This is a genomic window from Cobetia sp. 5-25-4-2, from assembly GCF_013374075.1.
Classification (GTDB): Bacteria; Pseudomonadota; Gammaproteobacteria; order Pseudomonadales; family Halomonadaceae; genus Cobetia; species Cobetia marina.
Map to the genome: position 1 here is coordinate 182787 of NZ_BLWK01000002.1, position 14230 is coordinate 197016.

Sequence of the window (14230 nt, forward strand, 5' to 3'; positions counted from 1 at the left end):
GCCCCCGTTGCCTTGAGTGGCAACGGAGGCTTTTCCTTGTCCAGACTCTGCTTGCGAAGCGACTGGCGCCTTTCAGAGCCTGCTCAGCCCGGAGCGCCGGGCGTGCGCATCAGGCCGGCGAGGACGCCTTGCGACGCGCACGCCCTTCCACCGCCTCCACCAGCTGATGCCACCCCAGTACCGCGGGTGCATCCGTTGCCGGCAGCTCATCCAGCAGTGCCTTGAGGCGCTCGCAGCGCTCGGTATCCTGCGCATCGACCAGCCTCAACCAGGCAGCGAGCCCCATTGCTTCATGATGCGGATTTTCCTGCTCGATGGAGTAGGCCAGGCCCTGCTCGATCAAGGAACGCACCTTCTCGCTCGGCAGACCTTGAGCGGCACGCAACGCGGCCACCAGGTAGCTGACCTCTGCCAGATAGAAGGAGTTGCGCTCCTGAGCCACCAGCAGCACCTTCTCCATGTACTCTTCGGCCGCCGAATGCTCACCCAGCGCCATCACGGCATCCATGTACCAGAGATTGGGCCGCTGATGCCGCTCACGCCCGGTCAGCTCGGCGAACTCGTTGATGCTGGACTGCAGCATCGCGAGCCCGTCGCGGTCGCCGTTCATCGCCCGCGCCCAGCCAAGCACGCCATGCGCCGCCATGTGCCAGAGGTGCAGATCCGCGGAGCGGGTCAGCTCCAGCGCCCGCTCGGCACGCTGGGTGGCCAGATGGGTATGCCCCAGCTGACGATAGAGCGAGGTGGAGAACATCAACGCCATGGCCAACGAGCCCGGCTGACCGATGGCCTCCGCCATGCGGATGGCCGCCTCGGCCTGCTGCTCGGCCTGCACGTAGTCAAAGCGCAGGCAGGACGTCCAGCTCTGCAGACATGCCGCTGCCACCTGAGGGTGATCACTGAACGGCAACCATTCGAGCACCATGGGATTGTGGACCGGATCGATCTCATCGAGATGCTCACCTGCCACGCGTACGCGACCGGCCCAGAATTCGCAGTGTGCCCGCGCATAGTCGGCCAGACGACGATAACGGCCATCCGACAGCTCTTCCGCCAGATCACTCAGGCCCGAGGCCAGCGCGAAGGCATCCGCATGCGCATGGCGCTCACTGCAACCGACCCACAGTCCCCACTTCACGATGAAGGCCTGCTCGAGATCCGGCTCATCATCTTCCAGCAGCGCCGGACTGTTGAGCAGATTGCGCGCCTGCACGAAGCTCTCGTGCGCGATGCGGGAACCATGCCCTTCCAGCGCGAAGCCGGCCTGGCCGCGTACGGTCAGCAGGCTGACCTCACGCTCCTCCTGCCCTTCGACATGCTTAAGACACGCCAGACCACTGTCGGCCATCTTGAGCGCGGTACGGTTGGCGCTGATCTTGAGCGCTTCACGTGCCGACAGCTCGAAATAGCGCGCAGCACGACTGAAGTTCTGTGACTTGCGCAGATGGACGGCGAAATAGCCGGGGTGACGGCTGATCCAGGCAGGATGCTTGTCCTCGATGAGAGCCACGACCTGCAGGTGAATGCGGCGACGCACGTCACGCGGGCAGGACAGATAGGCCGCTTCCTGGATCAGCTGGTGGGTGAACTGATAGTCGAATTCACTATCGTTGCCACAGGCCTCGATGATCTCCAGGCGCTGCATGCTCTCGATGGAACGCTTGAGGCGCCCTTCCTCGAATTCGCAGCTCTGGCGCAGGAAGCTCAGCTTGAAGACACGTCCCAGCACGGCGGCGGCGTGGGCCACATCGCGGCCTTCTTCCAGCTGGTCGATACGGCTGGACAGCAGGCCGATCAAGCCCTTGGGCAGCTCGTCGAGCTGCACCGGACGCCCCTCACGGCGATCCATGTCGAGACGACGACAGATCTCCTGCAGGTAGAGCGGCACACCATCGCAGCGCTCGATGAGCTGGCTGCGCATGCGCGGGCTGAGATGCAGACGATAGCGACGCGACAGATGCGACAGCAGACGCGAGACCTGCATCGGGTCCAGGCGACCCAGCGAGATATGCTGGTCCCAGTTGAGCTTGACGGCAAGGCTGTCGCGGCCGTTGTGACTGGCCGCCAGCATGAAGCCGATGTTGATGGGCAGGCGCGCCTGCAGTCCCGCCAGCACCTTGAGCGACGGTTCATCGAGCCACTGCAGGTCGTCGATCATCATCACCAGCGGGCGCAGGCTTGCCGATTTCTCGATCACCAGATGCAGCACACGCACCACACGCTCGACCGTCTCGCTGCTCTGGATCAGGGATTCATCTTCCGAGGCCTCCTCCGCGGTCCCCAGCACCGCATGGAAGGAGCGACGCACGTCCTCATCGAGAGCCTGCAAGGCCTCGGAGGATTCAAATACCTGTTCGACGCCATCACGATCCACATGACCATCGAGGCGCCAGCGCATCAGGGTGCGCACCACGCTGTAGGGTTCCAGCTGCGAGAGGCGAGTCGTCGGCATCCAGCACAGGCCCACGTCCTGACTCTGTTCGAGCTGCCGGAAGTTGACCATCAGGGCCGACTTGCCCATGCCGGAGTTGCCGCTGACCAGCACGCTCTGACGCAGCCCGATACTGGCACGCGCCAGCGCATCGCGCAGACGGCGCAGCTCGCCTTCACGTCCGATCAGTGTCGGCAGTGACGCCTCACGATGCCCCACGCCGCTGCTCAGGACCAACGCGCGCAGACGCACCCGTCCGTCCGCTGCCAACAGGCGTGACGTGAGACGTGGCTGCAGATCCAGTGCGGGAGGCATGTGCTGACTGGCCTCCTGGGAAATCACCAGCTCGCTGCCTTCGGCCGCCGTCATCAATTCCAGGGAATACTGGGTCACCTGGCCAAGCGGGTCGGCCAGCTGACGCTCCGGCAGATAGATGACCTGCCCGGAGTGGAGGCCCGCCGACAGCGAGAAGACCGGCGGCTTGCCTTCGCCATCCCAGATCCGCTCGATCTCATCCGGCATCGCCTTGCTGCAGTGCTCATAAAGCGCCACGAGCTCTGCCAGCTGATGGGCCGGGCCATGCGTGCCGAAGCACGCCAGGCCGACGCCACCCGTGGCACCCGGCAGCCAGAAACCGCCCAGGTGGTGACATTGCTGCTCCAGCCAGCGCAGCAGCTCGATCTGCAGGGTCAGACTGGCGCGGGCCCAGACGCGATCGCGATGACTGTCCTTGACGCTGAGGCGAATCGCCATGACCGACAGCTGACGGTGGTCGATCTCATCTTCACGCAGCGGCGCGCTGTCCAGCGACAGCGTGCGAGAAATGGCGCCCTGCGGCGTGAGCGCGCCCATCTGCTCGCTCTTGCCATCGGACCAGTAACGGGCCAGCTGCAGGAATCCCGGATCAGGCTGCTGACCGGAGAGTGCCAGCTGTTGCAGGAAGGCATTGAACTGCTCATGCGCCGCAGCCGACTGACCATCTTCCGCGAGCTGACGTACCAGGCGTTCATGGAAGGGGCCATATCCGGAGAAGCGGCTCACCAGGGTTCGCAGCACGTCGTCCGGGACCGGCTCATCGGTCGCCAGTACTCGCTCGGCATACTGGATGACGCGCTGACGCCATTCGCCGCGCACCTTGATCATCCAGCGCTGGAATTCCGGGCACTGGGTCAGGGCAAGCTCTTCGACGAGATCGCCCCGGTAGAGTCCCAGCACCTCGTTGAGCGTCGCCACCGAGGGCGGCGCCAGCAACAGGCCGTTGAGCTCGTCGAGATCCAGCTCCCAGTAATCCGGAATCGACAGCGCGATCGTCTGACGTGAGACCGTCAGAAGATTGTCGGCCTCCTCCCCCAGGCTCTGACGCAGGCAATGCAGGGCATGGCGCAGGTTGGTGCGGCCCGAGGACAGCCCCTGATCCGGCCATAGCAGCTCTGCCAGCCCCGCCCGCGAGACGGCCTGATCATGCAGCAGAAGATGCAGCAACAGTGCCTTGACCTTGTCGTAGCTGAACTGCGTCAGCGTGTCATCGCCCAGGGTCAGCTGGAAATGTCCCAGCAGCGCCAATTGAGCTTGACCAGATGTTTCCTGCGTCATGTGTCATCCATTTCAAAGTCGCGAACGAAACGCCAGCCCAGCCATGGCGCCGGAGGTCCCCTGTTCTTGAGCCTTGCCTTGTGTCTGTACTGCCTCAACTCACCTGGCTTGAGGCGTTTTCCACCCGATTCATGACGGGGATGCCGCTGTGGAAACGGAAGCTGACATCAGGACGCTCGATCAGCTCCTTCTCCACCGCACGCAGTACCGCAAGACGGGATTCCAATGGTTCCTTGCTGTAACGCTCGGCCAACATGAGGTAATCCTCATAATGGCGTCCCTCAGACTTAACCAAAGTGCGATAGAACTTTGCAAGCTCGGGCTCAAGATACGGGATCAGACGCGCGAATCGCTCGCAGGACCGCGCTTCGATCAATGCCCCGATCAGCAGGATATCCACCAGCCGCTGAGGGTCTTCCTTGCGCACCTGCTGACGCAGCCCTTCTGCATATCGGGAAGCCTTGATATGACGATAGACGATTCCACGCCTTTCCATCAGTCCTACCACCTGCTCGAAGTGCAGAAGCTCCTCTCGAGCCAGCTGTGACATCTTGCTCAGCAGCAAGGGGTGGTCCACATAGCGGTACATCAGACTCATCGCGGTGGAGGCCGCCTTCTTCTCGCACTGCGCGTGGTCGATCAGCAACAGCTCAGGATTGTCGAGCGCCGCCTCTACCCAGGCGTGCGGTGTGCGGCAACCGAGAAAGGCCAGCAGGGAGTCCGGCAGCAGTGCATCGGTATCCTCGTTGCTCGGCCCCTGCGGCGCCTTGATGACGCGTGAAAGCTCATGGGCCATCCGAGCGTCATGCTCATCCGTCGCGAAACGCTCGCGGTCAGTCATCAGGGTCATGCCATCGTCCATCATGTCAGTCTTTTCTCTTGCCAGCGTCATCCTGCGTTGCATCAGGAGGATGACCTGCCGGACTCACTTCATTATTGGCCCGCTTTGCCGCTTCCACCATGATTTCATCGTTTATTCGCGAAAAAAGCTGTTCCGGCTCAAGTTCTTCGCCGCCACTGCACGGCGTGATGCCATAGGCAGAGAGGTCACGGATCCTGGTGCGTCCCACCCGCAGAAGCTCCACCGCACGTGACAGCGCCGACTGATCCTCACGAAAACGAATCCGGTGGCGCGTCAACTGTTCCGCCAGCGCCGCCTCGTCATGCACGTACAGCCAGCGCCCGGCGACGTCACTGCGCAGCGCATCCAGCTCGCGCATGCGCTGCGTGCGCTGCTCACTGTCATACCCGAACCAGTCGAGGATCTCCTGGTCATGGCGCTGGCATCCACGACAGACGTTGTCACCCACCGTGGTGGAACACACCCCGACGCAGGGAGAAAGAATACGGCTCATGCTGCCCTCGGCTTGCGGCGAAATTTCAGGAAAAAGGATAACAGCATCATACCGTGCGCCTGCTGAGCTCGACAGCGGTGCCCGGAGACCGCAAGGCTCGAGTCACCTCGACGCGACATTGGGCGATGCGAGCCGCGCCATGCCTGAAGCGCGACAAAGAAATGCAATATCAAGCTGTTAAGGTCGAAATGGTGCCCTGGATGACGACCAAAGTCTCAGCCCCCGCACGGGGGTGCTCCTTAACATTGTCGACAAAGTTGAGTAGACTCGCGTTCGCCCCGTAGCGCCTGATTCGCTCGCAATAAGACGCTTGAATTACCCGCAAGAAGCCTCGGGATGTCTCTGCCGGTTCGCGTGACGACTGGCACACGCATCTCGACACGATTACAGATGAGGGTCTCCCACGTGCTTGAAGCCTACCGTCAACAGGTTGAAGAACGCGCCCAGCAGGGCATCCCGGCGAAGCCGCTGAATGCAGAGCAGACCGCTGATCTGGTCGAACTGCTCAAGAATCCGCAGGCCGGTGAAGAAGAGTTCATCCTCGACCTGTTCACCAATCGCATCCCGCCGGGCGTCGATGAAGCCGCTTACGTCAAGGCTGGCTTCCTGACCGCCATCGTGCGTGGCGAAGCTTCTTCACCGCTGATCGACAAGACCCACGCCACCAAGCTGCTCGGCACCATGCAGGGCGGCTACAACATCGCCACGCTGGTCGAGCTGCTGGACGACGAGTCCATGGCCAAGGAAGCCGGCGAACAGCTCAAGCACACCCTGCTGATGTTCGATGCCTTTCACGATGTCGCCGAGCGCGCCAAGGCCGGCAACACCGTCGCGCAATCCGTGCTGCAGTCCTGGGCGGACGCCGAATGGTTCCTGTCAAAGCCCGCCCTGGCGGACAAGATCACCCTGACCGTCTTCAAGGTGCCGGGCGAGACCAACACCGACGACCTGTCCCCGGCACCTGACGCCTGGTCACGTCCGGACATCCCGCTGCACGCCAACGCGATGCTCAAGAACCCGCGTGATGGCATCATCCCGCAGGAAGAAGGCGTCATCGGCCCGCTGGCCCAGATCGAGGAAGTGAAGGCCAAGGGCTTCCCGGTCGCCTACGTCGGCGACGTGGTCGGTACCGGCTCCTCACGCAAGTCCGCCACCAACTCCGTGCTGTGGTTCTTCGGTGACGACATCCCGAACGTGCCCAACAAGCGCGCTGGCGGCTTCGTGTTCGGCAACAAGATCGCGCCGATCTTCTTCAACACCATGGAAGATGCCGGTGCCCTGCCGGTGGAAATGGACGTCGAGAAGATGGCCATGGGCGATGTCATCGACATCTACCCGTACGAAGGCAAGGTCTGCCGTCACGACACCGACGAAGTCATCTCCACCTTCTCCCTCAAGACGCAGGTCCTGCTGGACGAAGTGCGTGCTGGCGGTCGTATCCCGCTGATCATCGGTCGCGGTCTGACCGACAAGGCACGTACCGAGCTGGGACTGGACGCCTCTGACGTCTTCCGTCTGCCGGAGCAGCCGAAGGATACCGGCAAGGGCTTCACCCTCGCGCAGAAGATGGTCGGCAAGGCCTGCAACATGGAAGGCGTGCGTCCGGGCATGTACTGCGAGCCGAAGATGACCACCGTCGGCTCCCAGGACACCACCGGCCCGATGACTCGCGACGAGTTGAAGGATCTGGCATGTCTGGGCTTCCAGGCCGACCTGGTGATGCAGTCCTTCTGCCACACCGCCGCCTACCCGAAGCCGGTCGATGTCGAGACTCACCACACCCTGCCGGACTTCATCATGAACCGCGGCGGCGTGTCGCTGCGCCCGGGTGACGGCATCATCCACTCGTGGCTGAACCGCATGCTGCTGCCGGACACCGTCGGTACCGGTGGTGACTCCCACACCCGCTTCCCGATGGGCATCTCCTTCCCGGCAGGCTCTGGCCTGGTGGCCTTCGCCGCCGCGACTGGCGTGATGCCGCTGGACATGCCGGAATCCGTGCTGGTGCGCTTCAAGGGCAAGCGTCGCCCGGGCATCACCCTGCGTGACCTGGTCCACGCCATCCCGCTGTACGCCATCAAGCAGGGCCTGCTGACCGTCGACAAGTCCAACAAGAAGAACGCCTTCTCCGGCCGCATTCTGGAAATCGAAGGTCTGGAAGATCTCACCGCAGAGCAGGCCTTCGAGCTGTCTGACGCCTCTGCCGAGCGCTCCGCCGCGGGCTGCACCATCACGCTGTCCGACGAGAGCGTGACCGAGTACCTGACGTCCAACATCACCCTGCTCAAGTGGATGATCGCCAACGGTTACGGCGATGCCCGTACCATCGAGCGTCGTATCGCCGGCATGGAAGAGTGGCTGGCCAACCCGAGCCAGATGCGTGCCGACAAGGACGCGGAATACGCCGAGATCATCGAGATCGACCTCGACGAGATCGATCAGCCGGTGCTGTGCGCCCCGAACGACCCGGACGATGCGCGTCTGCTGTCCGACGTGGCCGGCCAGAAGATCGACGAGGTCTTCATCGGCTCGTGCATGACCAACATCGGTCACTTCCGTGCCGCCGGCAAGCTGCTCGAGAAGCAGCCGGCCGGTAGTCTGAAGACCAAGCTGTGGCTGGCACCGCCGACCAAGATGGACCAGCACCAGCTGACCGCCGAAGGCTATTACGGCATCTACGGCCGTGCCGGCGCGCGCATGGAAATGCCGGGCTGCTCACTGTGCATGGGTAACCAGGCACGTGTGGCTGCCAAGTCCACCGTGGTGTCCACCTCCACGCGCAACTTCCCGAACCGTCTGGGCGACGGCGCCAACGTCTTCCTGGCGTCTGCCGAACTGGCCGCCATCGCCGCGGTCATCGGTCGTCTGCCGAGCGTCGAGGAGTATCAGGGCTACATGGGCGAATTCGATGCCATGGCCGGCGAGATCTATCGCTACCTGAACTTCCATGAGATCGAAGAGTTCCAGAATGCCGCCTCCAACGTGATTCCGGTCACTCAGGAAGCCTGATCAGGCGAGGCGCCGGGCTCCAATGTCCGGCGCCTCTCTGGACAGCAGCCGTCACTGGTCACGCCAGAGCTGCCAGCGAGACAACGAAACGGGCCGCCCCATCAGGGACGGCCCGTTTTTTCATGCCTGGCGTTTCGCCCGCCGCCTGAGACGGCCTGACGATCTGCTCGGCCTAGAACTTGTAACCGACAGAGGCCGTGAAGGCATCTACCTGATAGTCGCTGTCGAAGTCATAACGCTCGTATTCGGCACGGATCAGGAACGGATCGAGATTGACCTGGGCACCGGCACCATAGACCGGGTCGAAGCCGTCATTGTCCTTCAGGTCGACACTGGAATCGCCCAGATTGCCGTCGACATCGGTTTCCCACTTGGCCATGCCCGCCTTGGCGAACAGCGAGAAGTACTGGCCGATCGGCAGGATACCCACCACGTTGACGCCGTAGGCCTTGGACTTGAGATCGGTATTGCCGAAGTCATTGCCCTTGAGCTGAACGGTCCCGAGGTCCGTATAGAAGGCTTCGGTGGCGAAGTACGGGTTGTACTGATAGCCCACGAAGGCCTTGTAGACGTTGTCGTCATCATCCACGTCGAAGTCATCGCTGCCGGAGTCGATGAAATCGCCGGCCTCATCGGAATCATCGTTCTTCAGGCTGGAAAAACCGGTACCGGCACCGATATAGAGCCCTTCGGTGGCATTGCCTGCCGCCTGGGCGTGACCACTGAGCGCCAGAGCGAGAGCGGCGAAGGAAACGGTGGCCAACGGGGCGGCCAGAAGACGTGACTTGCTCATGTGTTGCTCCTTGATCCAATGGGCGGCACAGGCGGATGCCTGCCAGAGGCAGTCTGGTTCAACGTCGCCTGCCATGGGTGCAGGAGCATCGTGGTAGATATCGAACGGTGTTTCAAGAGTGGCGTTTTCACTACTTCCCACGTCGCCAGTCAGCAACATGCCCTCGTGACCCTCCCGTCCCTCGCTTGCACGCGCCCGAGGCCCGCTTAGCCCTTCGCACAGGTGCAAAGCCTTGGCGTATCGGGCATTCTCGACGTTGTGGCATTGCAGCAATCGCCAGCGCTCCGTCCCCAAGCGACCCTCACCGGGCCGCCCAGCACAAGGAATCCGACATGACGCACTCCATCTCCACCCCCGATCTCTGCGATGAGTTCCCTGATGTGCAAGTCCTCGAGCCCCTGTTCATCAACTACGGCGGCGTCGAGTCCTTTGGTGGCGAAGTCGTGACCATCAAGTGCTTCGAGGACAACTCGCTGGTCAAGGCGGCAGTCGCGGAACCCGGTGCAGGGCGCGTGCTGGTCGTCGATGCCGGTGGCTCGATGCGCTGCGCCATGCTGGGCGACATGCTCGCCGAGCAGGCCGCCAAGAGCGGTTGGGCCGGCGTGATCATGTATGGCTGCATCCGTGATGTCGACGAGATCCACGCCACCCAGCTCGGCGTGCAGGCACTCGGCTGCTATCCGCGTCCCAGCATCAAGCGTGGCGAAGGCCAGCGCGATATCCCGGTCACCTTTGCCGGTGTCACCATCGTGCCGGGCGACTTCCTCTACGCCGACAACAACGGCATCGTCACCTCGAAGGAAGCCCTGATTCGCACCCAGCCGACGCCCTGACCGGTTCCCGCCCACCGGTCGAACCGTTCAAGCCCCCCAATGAAAACGCCCCCGCAACCATTCTGGCTGCGGGGGCGTTTTCCTGTCAGTCGTGTCTGTCTCAGCGCACGCTGACCGGCTCACCTGATGCGGTGTCGTGGCGCTCGGCGACCGCATCATCGGCACGCGCAAAGCGATCCACCACGGCGGCGCAGGCCGCGTCACCGGTGATGTTGAGCGCGGTACGCGTCATGTCGAAGATACGATCCAGCGCGAACAGCAGCGGCAGGCCCTCGATGGGAATGCCGGCCGCCAGCAGCACGGCAACCACCAGGAACGACGGCCCCGGCACGCCAGCCTGACCGATGGCACCCAGGGTTGCGGTGAACACGATGGCGGCGTAGGCGGAGAAGCCGAGATCGACGTTGAAGACCTGGGCGAAGAACATCGCCACCAGCCCGTAATAGATGGCGTTGCCGCTCATGTTGATGGTCGCGCCCAGCGGCAGCACGAAGGCCGTCGTGGCGTTCTTCAGGCCCAGCTCCTTCTCGCAGACTTCCATGTTGACCGGCAGGGTCGCCATGGAGGACGCCGTGGACAGCGCGACGGCCTGCGGCTTCTTCATCACCGACAGGAAGCGACCCAGCGGCACGTCAGAGCCGAACTTGACCACCAGCGGGTAGAACACGAAGCCATAGATGAGGATGGCGCCCATGTAGACGAGGAACAGCTTCATCACCAGGGTCAGCACATCGAAGCCGAAGGTGCCGACGGCATCCGCCATCAGACCGAAGACGCCGATCGGCGCGATCAGCATCACCACATTGATCATCCACACGAAGGCCTCGATGACGGTATTCAGGCCTTCGATCAGCGGCTTGCCACGCTCGCCGGTCTTGGACAGGCCAATGCCGAGAAACAGGCAGAACACCAGAATCTGCAGGATGTTGGCATCGGTGAGTGCGCCGAAGATATTGGTCGGCACCATGCCCAGAATGGTATCCATCACGCCCGGCACGCTGCCCTTGTCGGCGTAGGCGTTGGAGAACATGCCCTTGGCGCTTTCCAGATCCACCCCACTGCCCGGCTGGAACACATGCCCCATCACCAGCGCCAGCATCACCGCCACGGCTGAGGTGAGCATGAAGAAGGCAAAGGTGGAGAGACCGATCTTGCCGGCAGAAGGGCTATCGCCCAGATTGGCGGCTCCCGACACGATGGAGACCGCGATCAGCGGTACCACCAGCATCTTGATCAGGTGAATGAAGAGCTCACCGAGTGGCGCGAACATCGCGGCGCTCTCGCCCATGTAAGCGCCTACACCAGCGCCCAGTATCATGGCGATGACTACCTGGACGCCGATGTTCTTCCATAAAGACTGTTTCACGTTACGACTACCTTGGATTGTGTCTGAAAGGTCGGTTGTTGCGTGCCACCGCATTGCTGGCTACCGGTGAGGCCTGCCGTCATGGTCACCATAGATTCATAGCTACCATGGATTCATAGCCACCATGGATATTGTGGTCAGCGGGGTGGCTGGGATTATAAATGACTGCCTTTTCCACACGAGGCAGGATGATCATCATTTAGTCGCGGATTCGAGATCATTTTGTTGCTATTTGTTACGAACTGACATGCTTCTGCCGGTTTCTACACCATTGGTCTAGTGTCGCGAGCTGACCATCCATTCAGTTTTCGGGCGAGAAAATGAAAAGCGCCCACCGCACATGATGTGCAGTGGGCGCTTGATCAGCCGGCGACTGGCGCCAGCATCTGGTAGTACGCCAGCCTAGGGCCTCTCACGGGATCAGATACCGAGGCTGGGCATCACATCCGCTCGCGAGCGGGATCAGGCCAGTTCCTTGTCCGCCAGCATGAACCAGGTTTCCAGCACGGAATCCGGGTTGAGGGAGACGCTGTCGATGCCCTCTTCCATCAGCCACTTGGCCAGCTCCGGATGGTCCGACGGGCCCTGACCACAGATGCCGACGTACTTGCCCTGCGCCTTGCAGGCACGGATCGCCATCGACATCAGCTGCTTGACCGCCGGGTTACGCTCATCAAACAGGTGAGCGACGATGCCGGAGTCGCGATCCAGCCCCAGGGTCAGCTGGGTCAGGTCGTTGGACCCGATGGAGAAGCCATCGAAGTGCTCGAGGAACTGATCCGCCAGCAGCGCGTTGGTCGGCAGCTCGCACATCATGATGACGCGCAGGCCGTTCTCGCCACGTACCAGACCATTCTCGCCCAGCAGCTTGATGACCTGCTCCGCCTCGCCGGTGGTGCGCACGAAGGGCACCATGATCTCGACGTTGGTCAGCCCCATCTCGTCACGCACGCGCTTGAGGGCACGGCATTCGAGATCGAAGCAGTCGCGGAAGGTGTCGGACACGTAGCGCGAGGCGCCACGGAAGCCCAGCATCGGATTCTCTTCGCCCGGCTCGTACATCTTGCCGCCGATCAGGTTCTCGTACTCGTTGGACTTGAAGTCCGACATGCGCACGATGACCTTCTGCGGATGGAAGGCGGCTGCCAGGGTGGAGATACCCTCGACCAGCTTGTCGACGTAGAAGTCGACCGGGCTTGCGTAGCCGGCGGTGCGCGCATCGATGGTCTGCTGCAGATCGATGGGCAGGGTGGCGTAGTCGAGCAGCGCCTTGGGGTGCACGCCGATCATGCGGTTGATGATGAACTCGAGGCGCGCCAGGCCCACACCGGCATTCGGCAGACGCGAGAAGCTGAAGGCGCGGTCCGGGTTGCCGACGTTCATCATGATCTTGAACGGAATCTCCGGCATCTCGTTGACGCTGGTGACGGTGCGGTCGAAGTTGAGGATACCGTCATAGACATGACCGGTATCGCCTTCGGCGCAGGAGACCGTCACTTCGCGGCCTTCGGCGAGCACCGAGGTGGCATCGCCACAGCCGACGACGGCCGGAATGCCCAGCTCACGCGCGATGATCGCCGCGTGGCAGGTACGGCCGCCACGGTTGGTGACGATGGCGGAAGCGCGCTTCATGACCGGCTCCCAGTCCGGGTCGGTCATGTCGGTGACCAGCACGTCGCCGACCTGCACCTTGTCCATCTGCTCGGGATTGTCGATCACGCGCACCGCGCCCTGGCCGATACGCTGGCCGATGGCACGCCCCGTCACCAGGGTGCGGCCCTTCTCGCGCAGCTGGAAGCGCTCGAGGTTGCCGCCCTCTTCCTGGCTGACGACCGTTTCCGGACGCGCCTGGACGATGTAGAGCTTGCCGTCATCGCCGTCACGCGCCCATTCGATGTCCATCGGACGCTGGTAGTGCTTCTCGATGATCATGGCCTGGCGCGCCAGTGCCTCGACATCGGCGTCGCTGATGCAGAAGCGATGACGCTCCGGCACCGGCACGTCGACGGTCGCCACGGAACGCCCGGCGCTGGTGTCGTCGGTGTAGACCATCTTGATCAGCTTGGAGCCCAGGTTGCGGCGCAGTACCGCCGGGCGGCCGGCGGCCAGCGTGGTCTTGTGGACGTAGAACTCGTCAGGGTTGACCGCGCCCTGTACCACGGTCTCGCCCAGGCCCCAGGAGCCGGTGACGAAGACGGCGTCGCGGTAGCCGGATTCGGTATCCAGCGTGAACATCACGCCGGAAGCGGCCGTCTCGGAGCGCACCATCTTCTGCACGCCGGCAGACAGCGCGACCAGCGAGTGATCAAAGCCCTTGTGCACGCGGTAGGAGATGGCGCGGTCGTTGAACAGTGACGCGAACACCTCGTGCACCGCACGCTTGATGTTGTCGAAGCCTTCGATGTTGAGGAAGGTTTCCTGCTGACCGGCGAAGGAGGCGTCCGGCAGGTCTTCCGCGGTGGCGGAGGAGCGCACGGCGACCTTCAAATTCGGGTGTCTGGCCTGCAGCTCGGCATAGGCACGTTCCATCTCGGCCTCGAAGGCCGGCGGCAGCGGCGTATCGATGATCCACTGACGAATCTCGGCACCGACGCGCGCCAGTTCGACCACGTCATCCACATCGAGAGCATCGAGGGCGGCATTGATACGCTTGTCGAGGCCTTCGTGAGCCAGGAACTCGCGATAGGCAAAGGAGGTAGTCGCAAAGCCGCCGGGCACGGTGACACCGGCATCGGCCAGATTGGAGATCATCTCACCGAGCGAGGCGTTCTTGCCGCCAACGCGATCAACATCGTTCATGCCGAGCTGATCGAAATCGACGACGTATTCGGATGTGGCTTGCTGTGACAA

8 protein-coding genes are annotated in these 14230 nt (G+C 62.6%); 2 read left to right on the top strand and 6 right to left on the bottom strand.

The features are described 5' to 3' along the window. Nucleotides 1-109 precede the first annotated feature (109 nt). The 3 genes from HXS65_RS05675 to HXS65_RS05685 all read right to left on the bottom strand — a co-directional run bounded on the left by HXS65_RS05675 (nt 110) and on the right by HXS65_RS05685 (nt 5334). Entirely contained in the window at nt 110-4024 is a 3915-nt protein-coding gene (locus tag HXS65_RS05675) for an AAA family ATPase (protein ID WP_176493426.1), read from the bottom strand. A gap of 94 nt (nt 4025-4118) precedes the next feature. Continuing rightward, entirely contained in the window at nt 4119-4820 is a 702-nt protein-coding gene (locus tag HXS65_RS05680) for a tRNA-(ms[2]io[6]A)-hydroxylase (protein ID WP_176493576.1), read from the bottom strand. A 70-nt stretch (nt 4821-4890) separates the two neighbouring features. Next, the gene (locus HXS65_RS05685; RefSeq protein WP_375782204.1) at nt 4891-5334 is read right to left on the bottom strand and encodes a DUF1289 domain-containing protein; all 444 of its coding nucleotides are present in this window, start codon (nt 5332-5334) and stop codon (nt 4891-4893) included. 450 nt (nt 5335-5784) lie between these two features. Here HXS65_RS05685 and acnB point away from each other — a divergent pair, with 450 nt between their 5' ends. Beyond that, the gene (acnB, locus tag HXS65_RS05690) at nt 5785-8388 is read left to right on the top strand and encodes a bifunctional aconitate hydratase 2/2-methylisocitrate dehydratase (RefSeq protein ID WP_077375609.1); all 2604 of its coding nucleotides are present in this window, start codon (nt 5785-5787) and stop codon (nt 8386-8388) included. Nucleotides 8389-8560: 172 nt separating this feature from the next. On the opposite strand, the gene HXS65_RS05695 is transcribed toward acnB, so the two are convergent. Beyond that, nucleotides 8561-9181 (bottom strand): porin family protein, encoded by a 621-nt coding sequence (locus tag HXS65_RS05695; RefSeq protein WP_077374780.1) that lies wholly within the window; start codon nt 9179-9181, stop codon nt 8561-8563. A gap of 332 nt (nt 9182-9513) precedes the next feature. Between HXS65_RS05695 and rraA the strand changes: the two genes are divergently transcribed. After that, complete coding sequence (gene rraA / locus HXS65_RS05700; protein ID WP_077374783.1) at nt 9514-10014, top strand: ribonuclease E activity regulator RraA; 501 nt, start codon at nt 9514-9516, stop codon at nt 10012-10014. A 100-nt stretch (nt 10015-10114) separates the two neighbouring features. On the opposite strand, the gene HXS65_RS05705 is transcribed toward rraA, so the two are convergent. Both HXS65_RS05705 and ppsA read right to left on the bottom strand, forming a co-directional pair. Then, nucleotides 10115-11380: a dicarboxylate/amino acid:cation symporter gene (locus tag HXS65_RS05705; protein ID WP_218015057.1), complete on the bottom strand. Its 1266-nt coding sequence runs from the start codon at nt 11378-11380 to the stop codon at nt 10115-10117. Between the two features lie 462 nt (nt 11381-11842). Next, nucleotides 11843-14230 (bottom strand): phosphoenolpyruvate synthase, encoded by a 2388-nt coding sequence (ppsA, locus tag HXS65_RS05710; RefSeq protein WP_255304432.1) that lies wholly within the window; start codon nt 14228-14230, stop codon nt 11843-11845.